At 44.1% G+C, this 23,184-nt stretch carries 17 protein-coding genes; 3 read left to right on the top strand and 14 right to left on the bottom strand.

The features are described 5' to 3' along the window. Window positions 1-99: 99 nt before the first annotated feature. Together MHI06_RS13690 and MHI06_RS13685 are read right to left on the bottom strand one after the other, a co-directional pair. Window positions 100-5,349, bottom strand: a complete 5,250-nt coding sequence (locus MHI06_RS13690; RefSeq protein WP_340401837.1) for a S8 family serine peptidase — start codon at window positions 5,347-5,349, stop codon at window positions 100-102. 648 nt (window positions 5,350-5,997) lie between these two features. After that, window positions 5,998-7,455, bottom strand: a complete 1,458-nt coding sequence (locus MHI06_RS13685) for an alpha-L-fucosidase (RefSeq protein WP_340401836.1) — start codon at window positions 7,453-7,455, stop codon at window positions 5,998-6,000. A 122-nt stretch (window positions 7,456-7,577) separates the two neighbouring features. On the opposite strand from MHI06_RS13685, the gene MHI06_RS13680 reads away from it, so the two are divergent. Further along, window positions 7,578-8,411: an AraC family transcriptional regulator gene (locus MHI06_RS13680; protein WP_340401835.1), complete on the top strand. Its 834-nt coding sequence runs from the start codon at window positions 7,578-7,580 to the stop codon at window positions 8,409-8,411. A 27-nt stretch (window positions 8,412-8,438) separates the two neighbouring features. Here MHI06_RS13680 and MHI06_RS13675 read toward each other — a convergent pair whose 3' ends face one another. The 6 genes from MHI06_RS13675 to MHI06_RS13650 all read right to left on the bottom strand — a co-directional run bounded on the left by MHI06_RS13675 (window position 8,439) and on the right by MHI06_RS13650 (window position 15,048). Beyond that, window positions 8,439-9,791 carry a glycoside hydrolase family 30 beta sandwich domain-containing protein gene (locus tag MHI06_RS13675; RefSeq protein ID WP_340401834.1) on the bottom strand — a complete coding sequence of 451 codons (1,353 nt, stop codon included), beginning with the start codon at window positions 9,789-9,791 and terminating at the stop codon, window positions 8,439-8,441. Between the two features lie 22 nt (window positions 9,792-9,813). After that, entirely contained in the window at window positions 9,814-11,457 is a 1,644-nt protein-coding gene (locus MHI06_RS13670; RefSeq protein ID WP_340401833.1) for a sugar ABC transporter substrate-binding protein, read from the bottom strand. A gap of 36 nt (window positions 11,458-11,493) precedes the next feature. Then, on the bottom strand, window positions 11,494-12,381 hold the full coding sequence (locus MHI06_RS13665) for a carbohydrate ABC transporter permease (protein WP_340401832.1): 888 nt from the start codon (window positions 12,379-12,381) through the stop codon (window positions 11,494-11,496). A gap of 15 nt (window positions 12,382-12,396) precedes the next feature. Beyond that, the gene (locus MHI06_RS13660; protein WP_206099103.1) at window positions 12,397-13,386 is read right to left on the bottom strand and encodes an ABC transporter permease subunit; all 990 of its coding nucleotides are present in this window, start codon (window positions 13,384-13,386) and stop codon (window positions 12,397-12,399) included. A 112-nt stretch (window positions 13,387-13,498) separates the two neighbouring features. Then, on the bottom strand, window positions 13,499-14,521 hold the full coding sequence (locus tag MHI06_RS13655) for a LacI family DNA-binding transcriptional regulator (protein ID WP_076330992.1): 1,023 nt from the start codon (window positions 14,519-14,521) through the stop codon (window positions 13,499-13,501). Window positions 14,522-14,703: 182 nt separating this feature from the next. Beyond that, entirely contained in the window at window positions 14,704-15,048 is a 345-nt protein-coding gene (locus tag MHI06_RS13650; RefSeq protein ID WP_340401831.1) for a thioredoxin family protein, read from the bottom strand. Window positions 15,049-15,166: 118 nt separating this feature from the next. On the opposite strand from MHI06_RS13650, the gene MHI06_RS13645 reads away from it, so the two are divergent. After that, window positions 15,167-15,304: a hypothetical protein gene (locus MHI06_RS13645; RefSeq protein WP_167350856.1), complete on the top strand. Its 138-nt coding sequence runs from the start codon at window positions 15,167-15,169 to the stop codon at window positions 15,302-15,304. Between the two features lie 79 nt (window positions 15,305-15,383). Here MHI06_RS13645 and MHI06_RS13640 read toward each other — a convergent pair whose 3' ends face one another. Together MHI06_RS13640 and MHI06_RS13635 are read right to left on the bottom strand one after the other, a co-directional pair. Beyond that, window positions 15,384-15,677: a DUF3817 domain-containing protein gene (locus MHI06_RS13640; protein WP_036608336.1), complete on the bottom strand. Its 294-nt coding sequence runs from the start codon at window positions 15,675-15,677 to the stop codon at window positions 15,384-15,386. A 206-nt stretch (window positions 15,678-15,883) separates the two neighbouring features. Further along, window positions 15,884-16,852: a LacI family DNA-binding transcriptional regulator gene (locus MHI06_RS13635; protein WP_340401830.1), complete on the bottom strand. Its 969-nt coding sequence runs from the start codon at window positions 16,850-16,852 to the stop codon at window positions 15,884-15,886. Window positions 16,853-17,230: 378 nt separating this feature from the next. On the opposite strand from MHI06_RS13635, the gene MHI06_RS13630 reads away from it, so the two are divergent. Next, window positions 17,231-18,655: a glycoside hydrolase family 1 protein gene (locus MHI06_RS13630; protein WP_340401829.1), complete on the top strand. Its 1,425-nt coding sequence runs from the start codon at window positions 17,231-17,233 to the stop codon at window positions 18,653-18,655. Window positions 18,656-18,842: 187 nt separating this feature from the next. Here MHI06_RS13630 and MHI06_RS13625 read toward each other — a convergent pair whose 3' ends face one another. From MHI06_RS13625 to MHI06_RS13610, 4 genes are all read right to left on the bottom strand, one after another. Next, entirely contained in the window at window positions 18,843-19,409 is a 567-nt protein-coding gene (locus tag MHI06_RS13625; RefSeq protein WP_340401828.1) for a sugar O-acetyltransferase, read from the bottom strand. Between the two features lie 288 nt (window positions 19,410-19,697). After that, the gene (locus MHI06_RS13620; RefSeq protein WP_340401827.1) at window positions 19,698-20,648 is read right to left on the bottom strand and encodes a hypothetical protein; all 951 of its coding nucleotides are present in this window, start codon (window positions 20,646-20,648) and stop codon (window positions 19,698-19,700) included. Window positions 20,649-20,995: 347 nt separating this feature from the next. Continuing rightward, the gene (locus MHI06_RS13615) at window positions 20,996-22,159 is read right to left on the bottom strand and encodes an MFS transporter (protein ID WP_340401826.1); all 1,164 of its coding nucleotides are present in this window, start codon (window positions 22,157-22,159) and stop codon (window positions 20,996-20,998) included. 128 nt (window positions 22,160-22,287) lie between these two features. Then, window positions 22,288-23,040, bottom strand: coding sequence for a helix-turn-helix domain-containing protein (locus MHI06_RS13610; protein WP_036670754.1), 753 nt, complete (start codon window positions 23,038-23,040; stop codon window positions 22,288-22,290). Between the last annotated feature and the right edge of the window lie 144 nt (window positions 23,041-23,184).

The raw sequence follows: 23,184 nt of genomic DNA, 5'->3' as shown, positions 1-23,184 counted from the left end.
GAATATAACAAAAAGCCGACAAGCCCTGATACCTCGGCTTATCGGCTTCTTGCTTAGATAGTCAAAACGCAGTTAACATCCGGTTCACACTTTGAATAATTAAGGTTGCAGACCCTCAGTGGACGACGGACTAGATTCATTAGATTCCGTCTCTGCTGGGCTCGAATCTGGTTCTGGAACTGATTGTTCTTGTGCTGCGCTGACGAACAATCGTCCAGCTGTTTCCGCCTCTACTTTATTGCCAGCTGCATCCTGAGCACGAATCACGATAACTCCGCCCTCAAGAACAAGGGATGAAGGTGTAGTGTACGTACCTGTGTAACGACCAGGCGCAGTCTCCACCAACGGAATCTCTCCTGCCCCTTGGGCATTCAGATTCAGCGGTAGCTGAATTCGGAAAGAGGCTTGCAGACCAGGTTTACTGTCAAATGAAACGGTGACACTCTCCCCTGATGTGATGCGAACATCTTCAGCTGGCGTAATGTTCGTAAGTTCTGGCAATGCCGTTTCCACGTAGACGGTACGCGTTACGGTTGTTTTGTTGCCAGCGATATCGGTTGCTGTAATGGTAATCGTGTTCTCGCCTTCATTGACCAATACGCGATGACTGAAGCTTCTGTCTTTGCCCACTTGTACGGTTTGTCCGTTAACGGTTACTTTATCGAGGAATTGTTCCACGACATTACCCGTTACGTGAACCACTTCTGCATTGATGCGATCCCCTTGAGCAGGCGTGAGAATCGTCACTTGCGGTTTGGTCTGATCCAGAATAAGGACGACGGGGAGTGAACGGTCGGTTGTTTTGCCATCCACCACTGCCTCGGCAGTAATCGCATTAATCCCAGAACGGAGTTTCACACCGTACGAGAATTTCCCATTCGCCACGGTTGTAGTGCCAGCCAGATCCTTGCCGTTGTAAAACTTGATCTGGGCACCGGATGCCGGAGACGTTCCCGATATCGTAAAAGTTGACTGATTCGTGTATGTGTTCGCTGGTGTCGTAAGCACAGGTGCATTGACCGGATATCTCACAACTGCACGAATCATGTAGTTACCTTCTTCTGCAGGTGAAGTGCTCCATGCGCCACCTACTCGCTGCCAGCTTCGACCTGCATTCGTACCATTCTCATCAGTAGCCAGTCCCGGAGCACCAGTTCCAGCTACACTCTGTACATACACAATATAGAAATCACCCGTTACAATGACCGGTTCCGGGAATTCAACGGTTGTCCATTGATCGTTACGAAGTGCAGTACCGTCAAATGGTCCAGCCAGTTGTCGTCCCGGAGCGCCGCCAGTACCCGAAGCATCATAGACGGCATATTGGAACGCTGTACCTCCAGGTACAGGCCATTCGGTGTTCCAGAATCGGAACGATGCACCTGTCAGTTGAGCGGTCTCCAGCTCTGGGGTCATTCGAACTGCCCAAGCGTTATCCGCAGCGTTAAAAGCTCGTGCGTTCTCTGCTGTTCCATCATCATAAGCAATTTCCCCTGGAAAACCGATAAACGGTTTCAAGGCAACATTTGCCTCTGCCGTACCATTACCAGGTACCGTTACAGTGACGGTTTTACTGTAATAATCAGCCGCCCTGATGGATAAAGTATAGCTTCCTTCCAATACCTGAATAACGAAGCTGCCATCTGAACCTGTACGGACTTCACCTACATTCGCATCTTCCACCACGAGAACGGAAGCATCAGCCAGTGGTTGTCCTGTCCGTTCATCGGTTACTACACCTTCAATCTGTCCATGCGGGATTGCCTCCAGATTAAAGTTGGCTTTGGCTCCACTGCCATCGGTGATCGTTACCTGCTGAGTTCGAGGATAATATCCATATGCCTCAGCTTTTAACGTGTAATCACCCGCTACGTGTGTGAAGCTATACTTGCCTGTAGCTGAATCCGTCTTCACCGAACGACCGGTTTCCAGCACGGTAACCGTTGCACTTGCAGGCAGGCTTTGCGGATTAACCGAACTTGTTCCTGGTTTTTCAACTTCCGGTTGTTGCTGTTTCGTTTTATTAAATTCGGATTTGTCAGTCCGTGAAATTTTGTACCATGGGTTATCATAGGACGGTTTCGGTTTGTCGCTATTAAGCACAACGGCACTGTCCTCGGTTACGGTCTCCGCAGCAACACCCAGTACACGGAAATCATCAATGAACCAGCCTGTCTTCACAACACTGTTGTCTGAGGTCAGACGGAACCGGAATTGAACTTCATTACCGGTAAGTGCATCCAGGTCATAAAATACCGGTGCCCATTGTTTGCCATTTGTACTGTGTGAGAATTTGCCAAGCTCTGACCATGTGGCTCCACCATCCTTGGTGACTTCCACATAACCGTAATCGTATCCACTCTCAATCTCGTACCAATGATTAAACGTAAGGGTTCCTTCGGATACATCCGTCAAATCAATGACCGGAGATACGAGTGAATAGTTGGAGCCATTTTCGTACGTATTGTCGAGATCAGTCGCCCAGACATTCGGCGGAGACACAGCGCTGGCAGGTCCCGTTACCGGAATGCCGCGTTCCCACTCATCTTTGGTTCCCGAATGAGTCCAGCCATTATCATCACTGCCATCGAAATGATCGATATAGATATCCTGAGGCACCTCCACTGTAATGGAGACCTCATTCGACTTGTCACTTTCATTGCCACTGTAATCAAGTGCGGCAACGGCATAGTAATACGTCGAATCCGTCACGGTAGACGTATCTGTAAACGTTGTTCCTGTTGTAGTTCCAATGGATTCATAACCCGTACCTGCGGTTGTCGAACGATATACAATATAGGATTCGAGATCCTCATCGCTCGGTCCAGTCCAACTCAAGGCTACATTGCCCAGAATATCAGCAGTCGCAGACAATCCGGCAGGCGCCCCCGGCGCAATCTCATCCAAGGCTTCTACAGCGAAATCATCAATGTACCAACCAGCCTTTTGCACTGAGTTATCACTGGTCAGATTGAATTTGATAAATACCTGTTGTCCAGCATATTCGCGAAGGTCCACATATTGTGTCTTCCAGTTACCACCAGTACCCGTGAAGCTCAGCAACTCTTCGAACACATAGTCGCTGTCCTCGGAAGCAATGTATACCTTACCAAAGTCGATGTTATTCTCCAAATCATACCAGTGTTTGAAGGATAATAATGCACCTTCCGGACTCTCGGTAAGATCGATTGGTGGCGCAAGCAGATATGCATTACTATTCGCCACATAAGTCCCTTGCAGGTTGGTTGCAATCACCTTCTCACCGGAGTATGCACTTCCAGGACCGCTGCTTGGCGCTCCCCATACCCAGGTACTTCCGGTCCCGCCAGTGGTGAAGCCCAGCTGATCTTCTTCAAAATCCTGAAGATATCCTGGCTGAACACCATTGGACACAGCCACTTTGTATACCTGACTTTCGAATCCGTTGTTGCCGTAATCGTTCACGCGGATATAATACTCCACGCCTTGTGGCTCAATAAGAAATGCAGGAATGGTCGCTGTATACGTACCATCTTTGCTATCGCCAGCAATTCGATTCATCGGCAGATAAACGTACTGGTTGGTACCTGTCGTTTTGGCAAAAGCCTCAACGGAGACTACTGCGACATTATCTGTCACATGAGCGGTTAATGGTATATCGATGCCTGTAAAGGCAGAATTGACAGGGGTATGCGCCAGTACTGGCTCTTCCAGATCATCTCCGGCTGTAACTACTCTGCCGGATACCGTACCGATTCCTTCGAGTACAGAACCCACAGCATCGAGGGCATTAATGATGCCGTGACCGTAACCGTTATTAGGGGAGGTCGGATATTGACTGTCCGTTCTCGGTGTTGCTGTATCTGTAATGATCTGCTCCAGCTGATCCACAGTAAGGGAGTGGTTGGCCTGAAGCAGGAGTGCAGCAAGCGCAGTTGTATGCGGACCTGCCATCGACGTTCCATTCCAGCCTCCCTCATATACACCACCCGGAACTGCTGAGCGGATATTTACCCCAGGGGCAGATACTTCTGGCTTGATCTCACCATACGGAGATGGACCCAGCAGTGAGAAGGATGCCAGGTTACCATTAATATCTGTGGCTCCCGTAGCGAAACTTTCAGGGTAATTGGCAGGGTTCGCGACAGAGCCGGGACCACCCGGATTCGTCAATCTTACATTCCCTGCAGAGAACTCGGGAAAGATCTGCGCATCACGCCAGGCTTGGACCATAGGCCGGAACCATTCATCCAGTCCTGCGCCTCCGCCCCATGAGTTGTTCACGACATCCGGTGCAAGTTCAGGATGCAGATTGCCTTCCGCATCGACCGGAGCAATCAACCACTGTCCGCCATCCAGAATAATGGCATCTGTTGTTTCCGGATTGAATATCCGCACACCAATCCATTTCGCACCGGGAGCAACCCCGATCTGGTTGGTGCCATCTGCTTCAGAGCCAACCATCGTACCCATCGTGTGAGTACCATGTCCGTCTTCGTCCGCAGGAAGGGAAGCATTACTGTGCGGATCATACCAGCTTAGTTCAGGATCAACGATATTGCCCGCAGCATCCAATCCCCGCCATTTGCTGCGAAGCGCAGGGTGGGTATAGTCTACACCGCTGTCCAGATTGGCAACGACAATCCCTGTTCCATCGATGCCCCGATCCCAAACGGCTGGCGCATTGATGTAATTCAGGTTCCATTCCACGTTCTCAGTTGCAAGCTTGTCCTTGGCCGCTGGTTCTTTGTCTTTGACTCCGACTGCGGAGTCCTTTGCTGGCGCTTGGACAGCATCTTTGGCTGGTGCCGCAGTCGCCGGTTCTTTACTCACTTCCGCTTTCTGTAAGTATCTTGTCTCATTCGGTAGAATCTTCTCTACCTCAGGCAGCAGTGCAATCTGCTCCAAAACTTCTTTGGTACTCGTTACTGCCAATGAATTGACGATAAAATAGCTTTTATATTCTTTGACCTTGCCCAGGTCAATTTCCTTTTCCAGATAACTTTCCAATGTATATTGTGTACGTGAGGCCGTTTCCCGCAGAGAGCTGACGACCGAATTCCGAACGGACAGCTTCGTGGCAGAGGCGGTTTGTTTAGCGATCGTCGCCTTTTCCAGGGCCTGTTTGGAGACCGCTGCTGTATCCACCTGCTCCTTCATTTTCACCAGATAGGTAACATATTCGCTACCTTCAAATTCTTTGGATAACTTGGCGTTTACTTTGGATTCCGAAACTTTGGCGAGTCCAGATTTCATATCCATTTTGGATGATGTGGAGTTTTCAGCTGAAACCGGATGAATGATCGAAAATGCAAGGAGAAGCGAGAGCCCCATGGAGATGGGCTTGCGTAACCGATTAATCTTTATCAAACTTTTCCACTCCTTTTACCCGGTTTTTTAATTTAGTCTGGTACATGTGCCCTTCTCTGCAGAATAAAACGGTAAAATCACCTTTATTGCGGACGAAATATACGCCCTCGTTTTCACATAAAGCCTCACCTCCTTTACAGGTCTGGTTAGGGAACAATATGAGTCAGAAGAGATAACTGGATCATTCTATGATTTTTCGCTTGGAAGTTTAGGAGATAGAACAACTTGGGTTAAGCCATGAGAGTGAACGGTGTGGGTGTTTGAGTAATGCAACGAGAGTGAATGTCTATAAGCATTCATGTGGAAGGGTGATCTGGAGCGTTAGCAGAACGCTTGCTAAGGAGTTGTGAATATGAATTTCGATCGTGGTTCGAGTGAGTTAGAAAACAGTTTAAATTACATATAATAGTCAATTAGGAATTTAATTGGATTTTATTGGTATAGTATAAAATCATTATTCGATATATACAAGCACTTTTATTGAAAAATATAGAAAATAAGTCTATTTAATGCTTTTATATGTCTCATGTCGCTTTTACTCCTGATCATATTTTTCGTATTCACGCAAATTCTTCTATTAAAAATAGTTCAAACATCCCCTATAAAATAAAAAAAAGAACCGGCTCTTTTACCGATTCTTTTTCCCTCTTAATCCAATTCCATTTTGAAAACAATCGGCGCATTACTCTTCACAGTTGTCGTGGTGATTGTCAGAGCGTCTGCTGTTCTCTCCCATTGCGGTTGTTCCTCGTAACCAAGTACCTGAATATCTTGGATAACGCCTTGAAAATGATGAGAATGTTCCTTCAGCGATTTAATGTGAATCACCCCGTTATCCGGGTAGGCAAGAACTGTCGCATACAGACAGCTTTCTTTTACCGTAAACCGTATATCTTCACTCGTGAATACCTTCGTATCCCCATCCGTGAATTGCCCTTCCTTCACCTCTGTTGGGCCCTCGCCAAACGTACGCCAGAATGACGTGTCATATATCGCTTCCCCATTCACTTCCAGCCACTTGCCGATGGTTAGCAGGATGTCCCTATCTTCATCCGGTATGCTGCCGTCTGCTTTGGGTCCAATGTTCAGCAGCAGGCTTCCGTTTTTGCTTACAATATCGACGAGATCCCGAAGGATTTCCTCGGCCGTTTTATAGTTATTATTTTCCGTGTAACACCATGAGTTTTTAGCGACAGCCGTATCCGTTTGCCAAAAATAGGGCTTGAGCTCAGCGAACTGCCCCCGCTCCACATCCGGAACGGCGCTGCCAAACATATAGGCCTCATGTTTATAATTGACCGCTACAGGCACGCCCCATTCTTCGCCCTTGTTATAATAATAAGCAGTGAATTTCTTAAGATAGGGTTTGAATGCAACGGTTTGAATCCACCAATCAAAATAGAAGACCTTCGGCTGATATTGATCCACCAGTTCACAGCAACGAATCAACCAGTCTTCCAAATACTCCTCGGTTGGAGGCGAACCATACAGATCATGATGATCCGGTTCTGGCATGGCAGGCCAATAGAAATCACCGCGCTTCAGGGGCTCCTGAATATCTGACTCAAATTCCTTCCCGTGAGACATGAAGAACCAATGCTCCGCACGGTGGGACGATACACATAAGGTTAATCCCTGCTTCTCATAAGCGACCTTCATCTCACCCAGAAGATCCCGTTTGGGGCCCATTTCATATGTGTTATAGTGAGAGATATCGCTCTTGTACATCTGAAAACCATCATGGTGCTCGGCTACAGGCATAACATATCTCGCTCCGGCCTGTTTGAATAACGTGGCCCATTCGTCTGCATCGAACTTCTCAGCACGAAACATCGGAATGAAGTCTTTATAACCAAAGTCCTTATGAGATCCATACACCTCAAGGTGATGTTCATAAGCTTTGGAGCCCTGGATGTACATATTACGCGAATACCATTCGCTATCATAAGCTGGGACGGAATATAGCCCCCAGTGGATGAAAATTCCAAATTTTGCTTTTTGGTACCATTCGGGAACTTGAAAAGCGCTAAGCGAACTCCAGTTGTCTTTGAACTTACCGCTCTCAATCGTTGCTTCGATCTGTTGCAAATATTCGTTTTTATCCATGTTATATTCTCATCCCTTCCGTTATCGTATGCATTTGTATTGTAGTGCTACGGCGGAAGGATAGACATGCAGAACACTAACTTTTAGATGGACAATACTAACCTTGTATGGAGATGAAGAACATGAATCATCAAACTTTGCTTACGAACTACCTGTCCAATCTGCAAGTTGAATTATTCATGGTTAACTACAATCGGTGCGACACCGATTGGCGGGATCTGGATTATACGCCCGATTACAGCAAGTTTTATTTCATATGCGACGGTGAAGGTTGGCTCAAGATTGGGAATGAGGAGTATTACCCTGCGCCTAATCAGCTGATTTTAATGCCGGAGGGGATCAAACAGTCCTACTCTGCAATTAACGACCGTCCTTTTCTCAAATACTGGTGTCACTTTAGTGCAAAGGTTGGGGGGATCAATTTGTTCCAAATTCTGAAGTTTCCGCACATTTGTACGATAGATCAATCTGTGTTGATTCAGGAAATCTTCAGCAGTATCCTTACATATGCAAAATCCGATGAAGTCTATGCCCATATGATGGCCAAGAGCAAACTGACCGAGTTACTGTCCCACTATATAATGAATCTGGATCTGGATCAGATCTCTTTCATTAACGTGCCTGTCATGGAGAAACTGTCCACCATTCTGGCTTACATCGATGCCAACATCGAAGAGAATATTTCGGTTCAGGAACTGGCCCAGATCGCCTACATGCATCCGAATTATTTCATTCGATTCTTCAAGCAACAGATCGGTGTTCCTCCGATCCTCTACATTACTGGCAAAAAAATCGATAAAGCCAAGGAACTGCTCACCTGCACCCCGAACACGATAACGGCCATCGCCGAGCATCTCGGATTCAGTGACTTATACTATTTCTCCAGACAGTTCAAAAAGCATACAGGGCTCACGCCTACGGAGTACCGGAGACAAACAACGGTACTGACAACGTAAGACGTAAGCCCTGATGCTCAGCTCTTTTTACTTGTTGGGATCAATTAAAATGGATATGGCACTTTTTCTTTCCATTTGGAAACATAGCAGCTCTTCATTTCGCAGCTTAGTCTGCACATTCGTTGTCTCTTCTCCATCGTTGAAAAGGACTACTGCGACGGAACCGTCTATATTTTTGAACGCCACAGAAAAGATAGAATCATTACTGGCCGTTGATTCAATACGAACAGCCTTTGGACGAATCAAGGCACTAAAGTGTGCCAATGCATAATAATCAAGTGTATACGTAAGCTCCCTCGTCTGTTGATTCACTTGCACGATCCCACGACACGTACTGCGCCCAAAGCCAGGAACCGTAGGACCGTTGTTCTCATCAAGAGCCATGTTCCACAGTACAAAAGACTTGCTGTAATTGCGAAGAATTTGAATCCCCGTTCGCATCACATTCGAGAAGGCCTGGTTAAAGGGTGGAATCCACTCCCCGCCTGAGCCTTCGGTGAAGTGTACTTCTTTGCCTACAAATGCTTCATAGACCTTCGTTTGAGCAGAAGAATCGCCCCCGTACCAGTGCCAGGCTACGCCGTCCACTTCATTTCCCGCATGTTCTAGAACGGTCAGCGGATAGTCCGGTTGATCCCAATTGTGATCGTAACAGAGAATCTTGGTTTGAATATCGTTTTGCACAAAGGCTGGTTTAAGATGGTTTTTAATAAAATCTGCTTGGGCGTCGGCTGGCATCAACATACCCGGATAGTGCCCTGGTTCATAAAGCGCCTCATTCTGTGGTGTGATGGCATGAATCGGTAATCCTTGCTTAGCATAGGCTTGAATGTATTTCACAAAATATTGCGCATAAACGGGATACCATTCCGCCTTCAACTGTCCGGTAATCATCGATCCGCTTGTTTTCATCCATCCCGGTGCACTCCATGGTGAAGCAAACAGTTTCAGTTCAGAATTCAATGCCAAAGCCTGTTGCGTTAAAGGAATAACGTCTTCTTCATCATGTGAAATACTGAATTGGGTTAATTCCGGGTCCGTCTGCTGTTCGGGCATATCGTTATAACTGTATACCGTTCTGGCGTAGTCTGAAGCTCCCATTGGATTACGGATGACTGACAGCCCGATCCCTTTCTCCGGATGGAACAGTCGGGTCATGACCTCATCCCGCTGCTCCTCATTCAAGATTTGGTTGATCAAATAGGCAGATGAATCGGTGAAAGAAGCACCAAAGCCGTCCATCTCCTGATACGTTAGCTCATCGTCAAGTTGAATGGTGGTTGTCTCCTTATCGGCATCCAGTGGTTTCAATTGCTCCGAGAACACGGATACGAATAATTCATCTTCTCCTGTCGATTTGTACATTTTGAATGTAGTCATAGGATTCTCCTTTGTAACTCTATTATTGAATGCCTAGTTTCTCTTTGTTCAGTTTCATCTTCTCACTGCGTACCTTCACAATCTCTTCCCAACGATTCTCACCTAAAAATGACTTGTAAGCAGCCAGTGCATTGTCGTACGAAGCATCATCTTTGGACCGTACCATACTGACCAGTGTTGTATTCCATTTGGTGTTAATCGCCGACAACGCACGAGCTTCAGGTGTACCTTGATCCGGGCTAATATTCTCCAGAATGAAGTGTGGTTTCAGCTTGCCTTTGCCCCACTCCTGCATCTGTTTAATCGCTTCCGGAAAAGCATCTGCACTCAGCGCTTTATGGCGATCATGACCGAAGAACATAAATTCACCCATCCGATAGTCCTTTTTGAATTGATCCGCGTTATTGAGTTGCAGTTCTTTCACAGCTGGCAGCAATTCAACGGTACCGTCGGTTTTAGTCTGGTAGGTCTCCCCTTGAATCCCGTAATTCATGAGAGTCTGGCCTTCTTCACTCAGCAAGTATGTGAATATCTGAATAGCCTTGGCCGGATCTTTACAGTCCTTGGAAATGAAATTGATCATCCACCCGGTTATTCCAGATTGATTCAATGTTGGTGCATTACCTTTGGTACTCTGCGGTCCATCAATAGCAACATATTCTTTGTCTGGATTCGCACTCATGTAGATTTGCAAGTTTCCTCCTTGTTGAGGTGTACCGTCAAGCAGCATGGTCGCATATTTACCGGACTTCACTTTTTCCTCAAAAGCGGTTCCATCATCCGCAAAACTGTCATCACTGATATTTCCATCTCTGTACACGGTGTTCAATGTCTTCAACCACGTGAGATAATCTTCATCCAGATTGCGATCATAGAATTCTCCTGATTCGGTCTCCAACGGAACACCGATGAAATCTTGCAACGTATCCCCGAGTGAACCTGTTCCTTCACCAATAGAGTTGAATCCAAACGGAATCAGCGCAGGGAACTCGTGCTTAATTCGTTTCATCACACTCTGAAATTGTTCTGGTGTTCCAATGACAGGGCTGCCCAGTGCTTCATACACATCCTTACGAATGACGAATGCCGTCTTGGCTGGAATGTTACCGCTATCATAATCCTCTTGCGTATTGGAATAGTTCGGATAACCATACGTTTTACCATCTGTCAGCTGGAACCAGTTCAACGTATCGGCAGCCGCAACTTTATTGAAGTAAGGATCATATTTTTCCGCCAGATCGTCCAGCGGCATAGCCCAGGTTGCAGCTTTTTGCACCACTGGAGAATTCGAGTCAAATACGGTCAGCAAGTCAGGCATATCTCCACCCGCGAAAAAGGTATTTAACTTGGTATCATCACCCGTGATGAATTTAATATTGATGTTCAGATCCTCTTTGATTTTCTTGGTAACAATGTCCTTGCCAAAATCAGTGTTCCACCAGTCCGCATTGACGTACCATGTCAGGTCGGTAGCCTCTTCCTTTTTATCCAACTGCCAAGCTGGCTTTTCCGGGTCGACCGTATAGCGATCTTCAATGGATACCCAGTTCCCTTCACTGGAGCCCCCCGATCCACCACTGCAACCTGTAATCATAAGTACGGCTGTGAGCAGTGTTGCGAGCAATTTAATCCCTTTTTTGCCTGATGTGTTGTTCAACTTCAACATGTTCATATTCCTCCTCGAAATGGGTATTTGGTTCTTCTATTCCTTAACAGCACCTAGCATCATTCCCGAGATAAAATATCTCTGAACGATGGGATAGATCAGCACGATAGGTAGCGTGGTAATGACAATGGTGGCTAACTGTACGCCTTTCGTTGTTGTTTCAATGACAGCCGAACCCCCGACATTTTGCATGGATTGGGTCTGGGACTGAACGATAATCTCATACAGCATCATCTGAAGTGGATACAGTGACTGATCGGTAATATATAACTTGGTCGTCATGAAGTCGTTCCATTGCCCTACCCCATTAAATAGCGCAATCGTAGCCATAGCAGGCATGGAGAGTGGAATGAAGATTTTCAGGAAAATATGCCAATCCCCTGCCCCGTCAATCTTGGCCGATTCTTCCAGAGAATCCGGGACATTCCGGAAGAAATTCATCAGAATCACGACATCATAGAAGCTGAACAACGCCGGAATAATGTACACCCAGAAGCTGTTAAGCAAGCCAAGTGATTTGATTAACAGGTATGTCGGGATCATGCCGCCCGAGAAGAACATGGTAATAACACCCATGGCAACGTATAATTTACGGCCTCTTATGTACCTTTTGCTCAGACCGTAACCAACCATGGCACAGAAGAACACATGTGTTACAACGCCAATCGTTGTTTTGGACACCGATATGAAGAAGGCCTGCCAAATGCCCTGATCGTTGAATACAGCTCTGTAATTCTCCAGTGAGAATTCCGGTGACCAGAAGATGAATCCACCTTCCGCCAACGCTTTGCCTGAGCTAAAGGAAGAGATGATGACATTCCAGAGCGGAACCAGAATAACGATCGTACAGATGATTAGTAATATCATATTTAAGGTATCAAAGATCCGACTATCGAGATCTTCTTTTGCCACCTTTCCATTCACGCGAGGTGCCTCCTTCTACAACACAGATTGATTATCGTTTAATTTGCTCGTAATTTTGTTCGCCGTGACGAGTAGAATGACAGAGATGATCGAGACACCCAAGCCAACGGCCGTTGCATATGAAAAGTCACCCTGAGACATCCCCATACGGTACACGTACGAATTAATGACTTCCGCTTTATCGCGATTCTGGGAGTTCATGAGAACCAGTGTCTGATCCAGATTAGACCCTAATAAACCGCTTACAGTTAGAATTAGATTTAAGCTGATGATTGATCTCATGTTAGGCAATGTGATATTCCATATCTGTCTAAGACGGCTTGCACCATCGATTTTGGCAGCTTCATAATACGTAGGATCAATCTTTGCCATGATCGCCAGATACAGAATGGTTCCCCAACCTGCCTCTTTCCAGATATCCGATAAGGTAGCAATCCACCAATACTTGCCTGCATCCAGCAAGATGTTCTGTGGTTGCGAGATCACTCCCAGGCTAAGTAACAATTGATTAAATAACCCCGTTGTTGAAAACCAGGTAATCAACATTCCACCGAGTACGATCCAAGACAGAAAGTGAGGTAAGTATGAAACCGTTTGCACAAACTTCTTGAAGCGTCCGCTGTTTAACTCGTAGATCATGATGGCAAGAATGATGGGAATCACGAAGCCTATACCCAGTTTCAAAAAACTGATCCCCAGAGTATTCACGACCGCATCCCAGAAGTATTTGTCTGACAAAATGATTCTGAAATTATCCAGCCCTACCCAAGGAGCGGTAGCCAGCGTATCAATGACCGTGTAATTTTTGAAGGCAATCGTCAACCCGTAAATTGGGATATAACAGAAAATAATCATAAAAATAATGCCCGGGATAATCATCGATTGAATCTCCCATTGTCTTCGATAATCCACTATGAATTCTTTGATCCGTTGTCCGATAGGCTTCTTTCCATTGGGACTGATCGCATTTTTACCGGTTGATGTCTCTACGGCTAATTTATCCACGTTCTTTTACTCCCCTCCATCATGCATGTTTATAAAAACGTTTTTATTTTTCGGCATAAAAATCCCCTTTGCTTTTATTTATGTAAAAAAAGGCCGGAGAAGATGAGTCAGCTTATGTACGATAATCTTTCCGGTCAATTTTCACGTGGCTTGAACCTCTCACCACCAGCTCACCCGCCAACTTCTGTGCAGCCCCTTGTTCTTTCTCCTTGATCATACCCACCAGTTGATTGATGGCCAGGATACCCTGTCTTGCAATTTGATTCCTTACCGTTGTGAGTGGTGGGGAAAAATACTGGGCGATATCGATATCATCGAAACCCACGACACTAACATCTTGAGGCACTTCAAAGCCCTCAGATTTCAACGCATGCATACAACCAATTGCACTCAAGTCATTCCCTGCAAGAAATGCATCAGGTCGCTTGCCAGGGTGCAAGTGAAGAAAAGATTTTATAGCACTATACGTGCTCTCCTCCTCAAAATACCCCTGTATAATGTAATCTTCATCGATTGGAAGCTGGTATTCACGCAGGGCAGCCAGATAGCCATCTCTACGCTGTACACTGTCAAACATCGTGTCCACACCCGAAATATAAGCAATTTTCTTGTGCCCCAGCCCAATTAAATACTTGGTAGCTTCGTAAGCCGCCACGTACGAGTCAAAAATGACACTTCCCATCGTATCGCTCTGATAGACCCGATCCAAAAAAACGGCCTTGATCTTATCTTTCTCCATAGCGATAATATCTTGCTCATCGATCCGCAGCTCTTCGTAGATAATGACACCATCCACTCGCCGCCCCAGAATGTTACTCATAATAACGTGTTTATCTTTGGTCACAAACACATTCAGCCCGTAACCAAGACGATCACATTCACGAGACATCGACTCCACCAGCTTATAGAAATACGGACCCGATACACTTGTGGTGAAAAAACCAAGCATTTTAGTTTGACCGGACTTCAATAGCTTACCATTCAGGTTAGGCACATAGTTCAAACGCTCTGCCACCTTAAGAACATGCGATTTGGTCTCCGGGTTTAAGACATCCACACCATTTAAGGCGTTAGAGACCGTCGATATGGATACGCCAGCTTCTCTTGCTACATCTTTAATCGTTATCTTAGCCATAAGTTTTGTTCCTTTACTATAAAAACGTTTTTATAATGTTTAAATTATCATAAAACCGTTTTCATGGCAACACTTTAATTTGTGAGTTCAGGCATCATGTACTTTATTCATAGCTATATGCCACTGCGGGCGCAAAAAAAAACGGCTCATGTATGAGCCGTCGTTCATGAAGCTTTAGCTTTCTATTCCTCATCCTGGATATACATGGAGTGGATCTGTTGCAGCTGCTCTTCCAGACGTTCCAAGCGAACAAAACGATCCGCTCGAATATATTCCTTCTGCTCCACAAGCATGATCATTGTTGGAACGGTAAAAATAAGAAACTTGGATGCAACTTCTTCCACGTCGTTAGCATTAATGTGACCGAGGTATATTGATGGATAAGGATCCAGCAACGCCCTGATCTTGGGGAGTAAAGCGTGACATACACTGCACTCTGGACGAGATACATACAAAAAAACCAATTCATGTTGTTGAATAACTTCTTCAACCATTTCTATGGATGTTAACTCATGAATATCTTTCATAGAAACTCAACCCTTTCGATCATTCAATAGCTTGCTCATTTAAACTTTTTCTTTTCAAGTATAGCCTATATGCGTTAGAATCAAATGGAATATATCCCCATATGAAAGAGGTTATGGTATGAAAAAATCATTCTTATTTCTGTTCACTGCTCTGGTAGTTGTTACTTCCTTCTCAGCATATGCACCTGTGTCGAATGCCTCTGGCGATATAGGAGTCAGCTTATTGTCCGATCGTCAGCAAGGTACAGTAAAGTAGAACTTGTACAAAAAGTAATAGGCGACAATTCGGATAACATCTGAATTAGTCGCCTGCTTTCATTTATTCTTATTGATTTTTATTTCCAATCTCTCTTCCGAAGATAAGATTCGAATACAAAAGTTCCAAACGGCAGTAGACCGGCGAGTCCACCCATCAGCCAGCGTGTTATCTTCCACTTTTTGACCAGAGCCAAATGCACTAGTGCAATAAGATACAAAGGAAACAAAATACCATGAATCATGCCCATTACGGCTACAGCGGAAGAGATATCTGCAAAATATTTCAGAGGCATAGCAATAAAAATCAATAGAAGTAAGGATACACCCTCCCATATGCCCGCAATTCTGAATCGGCCTGTCACTGTTTTCATAAAGTCCATTCTCACCTTTCCCGCTAATCGTTTGTGAAATATGTAACTTGTAACATGATACAAAAAAGCTCACGCCACATCTCCTTACAGATATGTCGTTCTGAAGCTCATATTCAGTATAACGTATGACTCCGATTCGAAGATGCTTCAAATTTGAATAATTATTGAATCCATAAATTCAGATTCCAACATCAGGTCTTATGGATTCAAGTCGTCTCACGCTCAATCAGCTGGTATGTCAGCTGTTCGGTCTGCAATTCCATTTTACCCAATACGGCCCACAATTGATGGAAAGCCTGGGTGGCTTGCTCCGCAATCGGATTGTGTATGGTCGTGATTCCGAGAACACGGGAAAGCTCGATATCATCAAACCCCACAATGGCGAGTTGTTCCGGTACCTGAATTTTCCGTCTGCGTGCTTCACTAAGAATGCCGATGGCTGCATAATCATTTGAACATAATACGGCCTTTGGAAGTTCTGGCCCCTCAGCCATTCTTCGCATCGCTTCTTCGCCATCGGAGGAGCTAAATACGGAATATTGATATGCTTCAGTCCATACAGGCAACCCTCTACTCTTCATGAAAGATTCATAGGCTTCACGGCGGCTCTGGGTATTCAGACTTTCAGCCCTGCCAAATGCATTTGCAATTCGGGTGTATCCTCTCGAAACCAGATGCTCCAGAGCTAACTTATACCCCTCTGCCTGATCCATCGCAACAGACGGAATCTCGTCATTCCCCATTCGCTGCCAGGAGACAATCGGACCGTATTCCAAATACGCCTTTAATTTCCGAGGATCATTAACACAAGCAATAATAACTAGCCCATCGACTCGTTTACTGCGCAGATCTTCGAAAGCCTGCAATTCAATCTCCGGATCTCCACGGGATGTATAGATAATCGTCTGAAACCCGAAATCCATGGCTGTATCAATGAATTGATTCATGAATGTAAGAATGATCTCACCTGTGGTAGAGGTCACAATTCCAATCTGCTTTGTTTGCCCTGTAGATAACGATATCGCATTCCGGTTGGGAATATAATTCAACTGTTTCATAATATCCGTTATGATCTGTCTTGCTTCATCACTAACATGCGGAGAATGATTAATCACGCGTGATACTGTCGCTTTTGAGTAACCTGATCGCTTCATAATTTCATCAAACTTGGACATCGGAGACTCCCTTCTTGCTAACGAACTATATAAGTTCAACTAAGATTATTTACACTGGCACTTCGATGACAGAACAACCTTCCGATCGCTGTTATCCCCAGATTTTTTGATTCCCATATCTAAACGGGAAAATCCGGGGATAGCGTATGCTTCCGATGTAGCTTTCTTTCAGAAAGCTTTCAGGCGACCGCTTCGCTTCTTCTGGTTATTTCTGTCCTCTCCGTTTTCGTGTAAATTTTAGTTGAACTTATTTAGAATAATAGTATGCCTTAGATTGGGGTCAAAAGTAAAACTTGACGTGTAACCCGTTACAACGTTTAAGCTTTTTTATGTCATATGAATCATCTTAATATCAATTTGATGAATGGAGCGATACACATGAGTAATCAAACCTATCAATTCCCGGAAAATTTCCTGTGGGGTGGCGCAATTGCTGCCAACCAAGCTGAAGGTGCATACAATCAAGGCGGCAAAGGCCTGTCTACACAGGATGTAGCTCCCAAAGGCATCATGGGTCCAATCACGGAAGAACCCACTGAAGATAACATGAAACTGATCGGTATTGATCTGTATCATCGCTATAAGGAAGATGTGAAACTGTTTGCCGAGATGGGCTTCAAAGTATTCCGTACTTCCATCGCCTGGTCCCGGATTTTCCCGAAAGGGGACGAGCTTGAGCCGAATGAAGAAGGATTGCAGTTCTACGATGATCTGTTTGACGAGTGTCGCAAATACGGAATTGAACCCCTGGTTACGCTGTCCCACTATGAGACACCACTTCACCTTTCCAAAGAATACGACGGCTGGGTTAACCGGAAAATGGTTGGATTCTATGAGCGTTATGTAACTGCCGTATTTAAACGTTATAAGAACAAAGTAAAATACTGGCTTACTTTTAACGAAATCAACTCTATTCTCGAAGCACCATTCATGAGCGGTGGTATCTATACGCCGAAAGAGAAGCTTAGCAAACAAGATCTGTATCAGGCGATCCATCATGAGTTTGTAGCCAGTGCTTCTGCTGTGAAGCTCTGTCATGAGATCATCCCTACGGCACAGATTGGTTGTATGATGCTCAGCATGCCTACTTACCCGCTGACACCGAATCCAGACGATATGATCAAAGTCATGGAATTCGAGCATAGTAACTATTTCTTCGGTGATGTACATGTAAGAGGTCGCTACCCTGGTTATATGAAACGTTACTTCCAGGAAAATGGGATCGAGATTCAGATGGAAGCTGGCGACGAGGAAATGCTGCTGAATACTGTAGACTTCATCTCTTTCAGTTACTACATGAGTATCTGTCAGACAGCAGATCCGGAGAAACAAGTCGCAGGAGAAGGTAACCTGCTCGGTGGTGTACCTAACCCTTACCTGCCTGCTAGTGAATGGGGATGGCAGATTGACCCGCAAGGATTGCGTTATGTGCTTAACATGTTCTATGACCGTTATCAAAAACCGCTATTTATTGTAGAAAATGGTCTTGGCGCTGTCGATGAGTTGATCACGGGTGCTGACGGCGAGAAAACCGTCGAAGATGACTACCGCATCCAGTATCTGAATGATCATCTGGTTCAGGTTGGCGAAGCCATTAAAGATGGCGTGGAGATCATGGGGTATACATCATGGGGTTGTATTGATGTTGTCAGTGCGTCTTCTGCCCAGTTGAAAAAACGTTATGGCTATATCTATGTTGATCGTCACGACGATGGATCAGGAACACTCGAACGTTACCGTAAGAAATCCTTCCATTGGTACAAAGAAGTCATCAGCAGTAACGGAAAAAGTTTGCAGCGTTAAGGTTCTTTAAGTAAATGTAACAGATACATCCTTCTGTCCCTAGGCAGATTACATGAAAAAGTGTCGGTTATACGATACCATGGCATGTTTTCTGTCTGGGGGATTTTATTTTTATTTTCAAAAAGAAACACCCGATGATACACATCGGGCATTCTCGTTGGTGCCTATCATCTGTCTATTCACAAAATCAAAGCTCAATCTCTCTAATGATTCTAGCAGGGTTGCCGCCCACGATCATATTATCCGGCACATCCTTCGTAACCACCGCCCCGGAAGCAATGACCACGTTGTCTCCAATGGTAACCCCCGGATTAATAACGGCTCTGCCACCAATCCATACATTATTGCCAATCGTGACTGGCTTGCCATATTCTGCACCCGTATTGCGTTCATGCGGATGGAGTGGATGAGTAGCCGTATAGATATGTACATCTGGCCCCATTAAGCAATGGTCTCCAATACGAACTTCACACACATCTAATATCGTACAGTTAAAATTGCTATAAAAATGATTGCCTACATGAATGTTATATCCATAATCCACATGAATATTAGGTTCCATGCCCAGGTGTTCACCTGTAGATCCCAACAGTTCCTTCAATAACTTGGTGCGAAGCTCACCGTCCGTTTCCGTCGTTTGATTAAACGTCCGCGTCATTTTCCTTGCATACTCTCTGTCCGCAGACAATTGAAGATCCGAAGCCATGTACAGCTCGCCATCCAGCATTTTTTGTTTTTCCGTTTTCGTGGTCATGGTCACCGCTCCTTTGGTACACATCATGTGATTCAACATTAAATAACACTTTTTAAAACTCTTTTAATTATATAACTTACCATGAATAAAGCAAGTCTTCCTCTATATGCAAATGTTTAATCACATATGATAGGATAGCAGAGAACGCTTGAACTTTATGTACCTATTTCTTCACTACTCGGATAGGATCCAACGAGAAAAAGCCGCTACAATTTAGCGACTTTTAATGAAGCCTGCTCTTGTCCACTTGTCTTTCGACATTGAAAAAAGAGTTTTCAAGTAATTTAATTACTCTTGAATTGCTGTTACTATTCCGTCTTCAAGATAAACATAGCGATAATCAGAGTACACCCATTGTTCATGTATACCAAACTCATAAGTGGTTTTGTTGATTTTATTTGGGGTTCCCCAACTTGATATTCTCATTTCAGCTGCAGTCATGCCAATGGCGGGTAAATATACCACGATTCTTTCTTTTTCTTGTATAGGTTTTTCGCGAATTTCACTTATATATCTTTCAGCTTCAAGCCATTTATCTTTAGGTTGAATCGATAATTTAACATCTGAAATTAGATTAGCATACTCTCCTTCATACGCCATAGGAATCAATTCTAAATAATCAATCATCGATTCCTCATCACCTTTTTCTCTTTCCAATTGTGCTGAAGCAAAGATGTATAGATTATGAATATCTTTGTCCAGATGAGTATGAAGAATAATCAAATCTATTACACTTTCATAATCTTTAATTTTTATAAGGTTAGACACTTTTTTTTTGATTTCTTTAGCAACTATTTTATCTTCTTGTTTATGTGATTTTATTGTTTCTTCTCTACTCTCTTTTTCTTCTTTACTTTGTTTAGCGTAAAATTCCTTATAAAACTTGTCTCTCTCCCCTATTAACTCATCTTTAAAATCCTCTATCTCTGCTTTCAAAACACCATTGTATGTATCTAAATCTATACTTCTTAATTTTGATATGATTGGTTCATATGATATGTTTCCATTTTCATTATTATTGTAATCATTTCTTGCATCAACATAAGAATATAACGCCTGATAGTCCTCTATGCTTTTAAACTCCTCTTTTTCTAAATTCATTTTGGCTTCAGACCATTGATCAGATTCAATTAATTTAAGTATTATACCTTTTTCTTTGATTGAATCGATGTCATTACATCCTCCTACGATAAATACTGAGCAGATAAGGACAAGTATTAAATAAAATTTCTTTTTCAAAATAAACTCTCCTAGTTCGTATATTTTATGTAACAAATATTATTTTACGATAAACGTAGTTAATTTGCTGTATTTTCTTCCTTCTAATCCTAAAACGAAAACGCAGGATAATTAATTCACGATATCTTGCGACATCCAAGGGCGTTGATTAAAAAATATTTTAGTACAACAGGAATCAAATTTCTCTCAATTTCCTTATGAAAGCGCCGATCGCCTTAGTAAGATAAAAAAGACACAAATTTGCTGCTTTCATGGAATAATGATCTTTTCAATCGATAAAATAAGAACCCTCTTCATTCCCATAAACTTTGGGGCGTAGAGGGTTAAATTATACTTACCTATTTATTCTAAGCAACCGCCTGAACGGTTTTTTCCTTAACGCTAATGGCATAGATGGCAGTCACCAAACCAAGCAGAATCAGAACAGAACCAACCCATCCGGTGTTCAGAATCGATGAATGATCGATCACCATGCCGCCGATATAGGTACCCAGTGCAATACCTGCATGTGCAATACCTGAATTGGTGCTGATTAGCGTTTCGGCTGTTTCCGGTGAAGTTTTGATAATTAGACTATTCTGTACAGGCGTAACGGTCCAGCTCAGTGCACTCCAGATGCTTAACAGCAGCAAGAAGGCGATCAAAGGCAATTCCACGCTGAACGGAATGACAGCCATACTTACGATGAAGGGAATCAGCACAATGACAATGGCTTTAGCAGGATGCAGACGATCGGACAACATGCCTCCGATGCCTCCACCTGCAACAGCGGCGATCCCAAACATCATATAGATAAAGGTAACCATCGTTGAGCTCGCTCCCAGTGTCTCTTGAAGAAATGGTGTGAAGTATGCATATAAAGTCAAATGACCCGCAAGCACAAGCAAAGTTGTAGCATGGATTGCCAACATTTTTGGATTCCACAGTGCCGTAAGCTGTTTCTTCAGGGATACAGCAGGAATAGGCTGTACACGATCCATCGCAATCCAGATGGCCACCATAACCACTGCTGTGAGAATAGCGATCAACATAAACACCTCACGCCAGCCTGCCAAGTTACCTACAAAGATTCCAAGAGGTACACCTAGGATAAGTGATGCACTGCCTCCCATGGTAATAATCCCCACGGCGCGTCCTTTATATTGTGGTTCCACAATACGTGCTGCAAGGGTCAGGGAGAGCACAAAAATAAGTGAACCCGTGGCGGCTCCGAGTGCTCTGCCCGCCATCAGCATATAAAAACTGGAACTAAATGCAGAGATCAGATTACTGATCAGAAAAACAAACAGCGTACACATATATACCTTTTTACGCTCGAATCTGGCCGTCATATTTAATAAAATCGGTGCAGACAACGCATAGACAAGTGAGAAAATAGAGATTAAATACCCCGCTTTGGCCAGGGAAAGATGAAGATCCGTAGCAATCAGGTCCAGAATTCCGCCCAAGATCAGTTCAACGGTTCCGACCACAAATGCTGCGATAGCGAGCACATATACTTTCTTATTCATTTTTGAATCCTCCTCAAAAAGTTACAACTACGATAGTAACCCATAAGAATGAAAGTTTCAATAGTTATTTTCATGATTGTTTTCAAACAAAGATATAACAAAAAAAACTATCCTCCGAGAGAATAGTTTTAATAGATCAACCTGGTGAGCAGTTTCTCGATTTCAGCATCCTGTAACAGTTGGTCACCGTATTTTTTGGTAATCTGAGTAAGGGCAACATCATGGTAGAAATAATCAGTCATCGCTTTGACAATCGGTTTGGACATCGTCTTGATCGCTCGCCATGAATCGTGCTCCACACCGGCAAACAGCAAATACGCATGATCCACAATAAGCAGCTGTGAAGGTTCTGGCGCATCAAGCAATGGAATCAACGAGTATATCCGGTTTAAGGATGTCTCCATTCCCCCAACGGCAAGCACTTCAACGTACACGCCCTGCTTTTCCTTCTGCTCCAGCAGTTCACGATATTTCTCCATTCGCTCATTCCAGGCCAGAAAAAGAATCGATGAATCTGCTTCCTCGATAAGCTGTTCGATATTCGATGCGATGGACGACTCATCTTTTAACGTCCAGATATGCTCATCTGTAAATGTACGTTTGATTTTGTAACTCTTCAATTCCTCAATATCTTTCTCAAAATCAGCCTTAATCTTATGAATAATGGACTGAAGATCCACAGCCATATATAGTTTTTTCTTCCCATCCATCGTTGTCAGCACCGTTCCCTTGTCGATCAGGCGATTGAGCACTTCATAGATTTTGGCTTTGGGAACGTTGGAGTAATTAACAATAGATGTGGCATCCAGCGGTTCATCCTGCGCAAATATAGCCTCATATACCTGACTTTCATATTGTGTAAAACCGAATTTCTGCAACATGTGTGGATCGCCGCATCCCTTCTTATTGTGTCTGGTCTATCTAGTTTAGACGGCTACACTTTCCATGTCCAGTATGTCCCAACTGCACTTGCTGAAAGTCGTATTGAATCAAGCGGTTATTATTTGCTTTAAATCGTTATATCC

The organism is Paenibacillus sp. FSL H8-0079 (assembly GCF_037991315.1).
Classification (GTDB): domain Bacteria; phylum Bacillota; class Bacilli; order Paenibacillales; family Paenibacillaceae; genus Paenibacillus.
This window is presented reverse-complemented; position numbering and strand designations above follow the sequence as displayed.

Excerpts from the sequence above, each read along its gene's own strand:
- MHI06_RS13635 (WP_340401830.1), bottom strand. The coding sequence starts at position 16,852 with ATGTCCAAGTTTGATGAAATTATGAAGCGATCAGGTTACTCAAAAGCG.
- MHI06_RS13625 (WP_340401828.1), bottom strand. The coding sequence starts at position 19,409 with ATGACCACGAAAACGGAAAAACAAAAAATGCTGGATGGCGAGCTGTAC.
- MHI06_RS13655 (WP_076330992.1), bottom strand. The coding sequence starts at position 14,521 with ATGGCTAAGATAACGATTAAAGATGTAGCAAGAGAAGCTGGCGTATCC.
- MHI06_RS13610 (WP_036670754.1), bottom strand. The coding sequence starts at position 23,040 with ATGTTGCAGAAATTCGGTTTTACACAATATGAAAGTCAGGTATATGAG.
- MHI06_RS13640 (WP_036608336.1), bottom strand. The coding sequence starts at position 15,677 with ATGAAAACAGTGACAGGCCGATTCAGAATTGCGGGCATATGGGAGGGT.
- MHI06_RS13685 (WP_340401836.1), bottom strand. The coding sequence starts at position 7,455 with ATGGATAAAAACGAATATTTGCAACAGATCGAAGCAACGATTGAGAGC.
- MHI06_RS13675 (WP_340401834.1), bottom strand. The coding sequence starts at position 9,791 with ATGACTACATTCAAAATGTACAAATCGACAGGAGAAGATGAATTATTC.
- MHI06_RS13650 (WP_340401831.1), bottom strand. The coding sequence starts at position 15,048 with ATGAAAGATATTCATGAGTTAACATCCATAGAAATGGTTGAAGAAGTT.
- MHI06_RS13630 (WP_340401829.1), top strand. The coding sequence starts at position 17,231 with ATGAGTAATCAAACCTATCAATTCCCGGAAAATTTCCTGTGGGGTGGC.
- MHI06_RS13680 (WP_340401835.1), top strand. The coding sequence starts at position 7,578 with ATGAATCATCAAACTTTGCTTACGAACTACCTGTCCAATCTGCAAGTT.
- MHI06_RS13645 (WP_167350856.1), top strand. The coding sequence starts at position 15,167 with ATGAAAAAATCATTCTTATTTCTGTTCACTGCTCTGGTAGTTGTTACT.
- MHI06_RS13615 (WP_340401826.1), bottom strand. The coding sequence starts at position 22,159 with ATGAATAAGAAAGTATATGTGCTCGCTATCGCAGCATTTGTGGTCGGA.
- MHI06_RS13670 (WP_340401833.1), bottom strand. The coding sequence starts at position 11,457 with ATGTTGAAGTTGAACAACACATCAGGCAAAAAAGGGATTAAATTGCTC.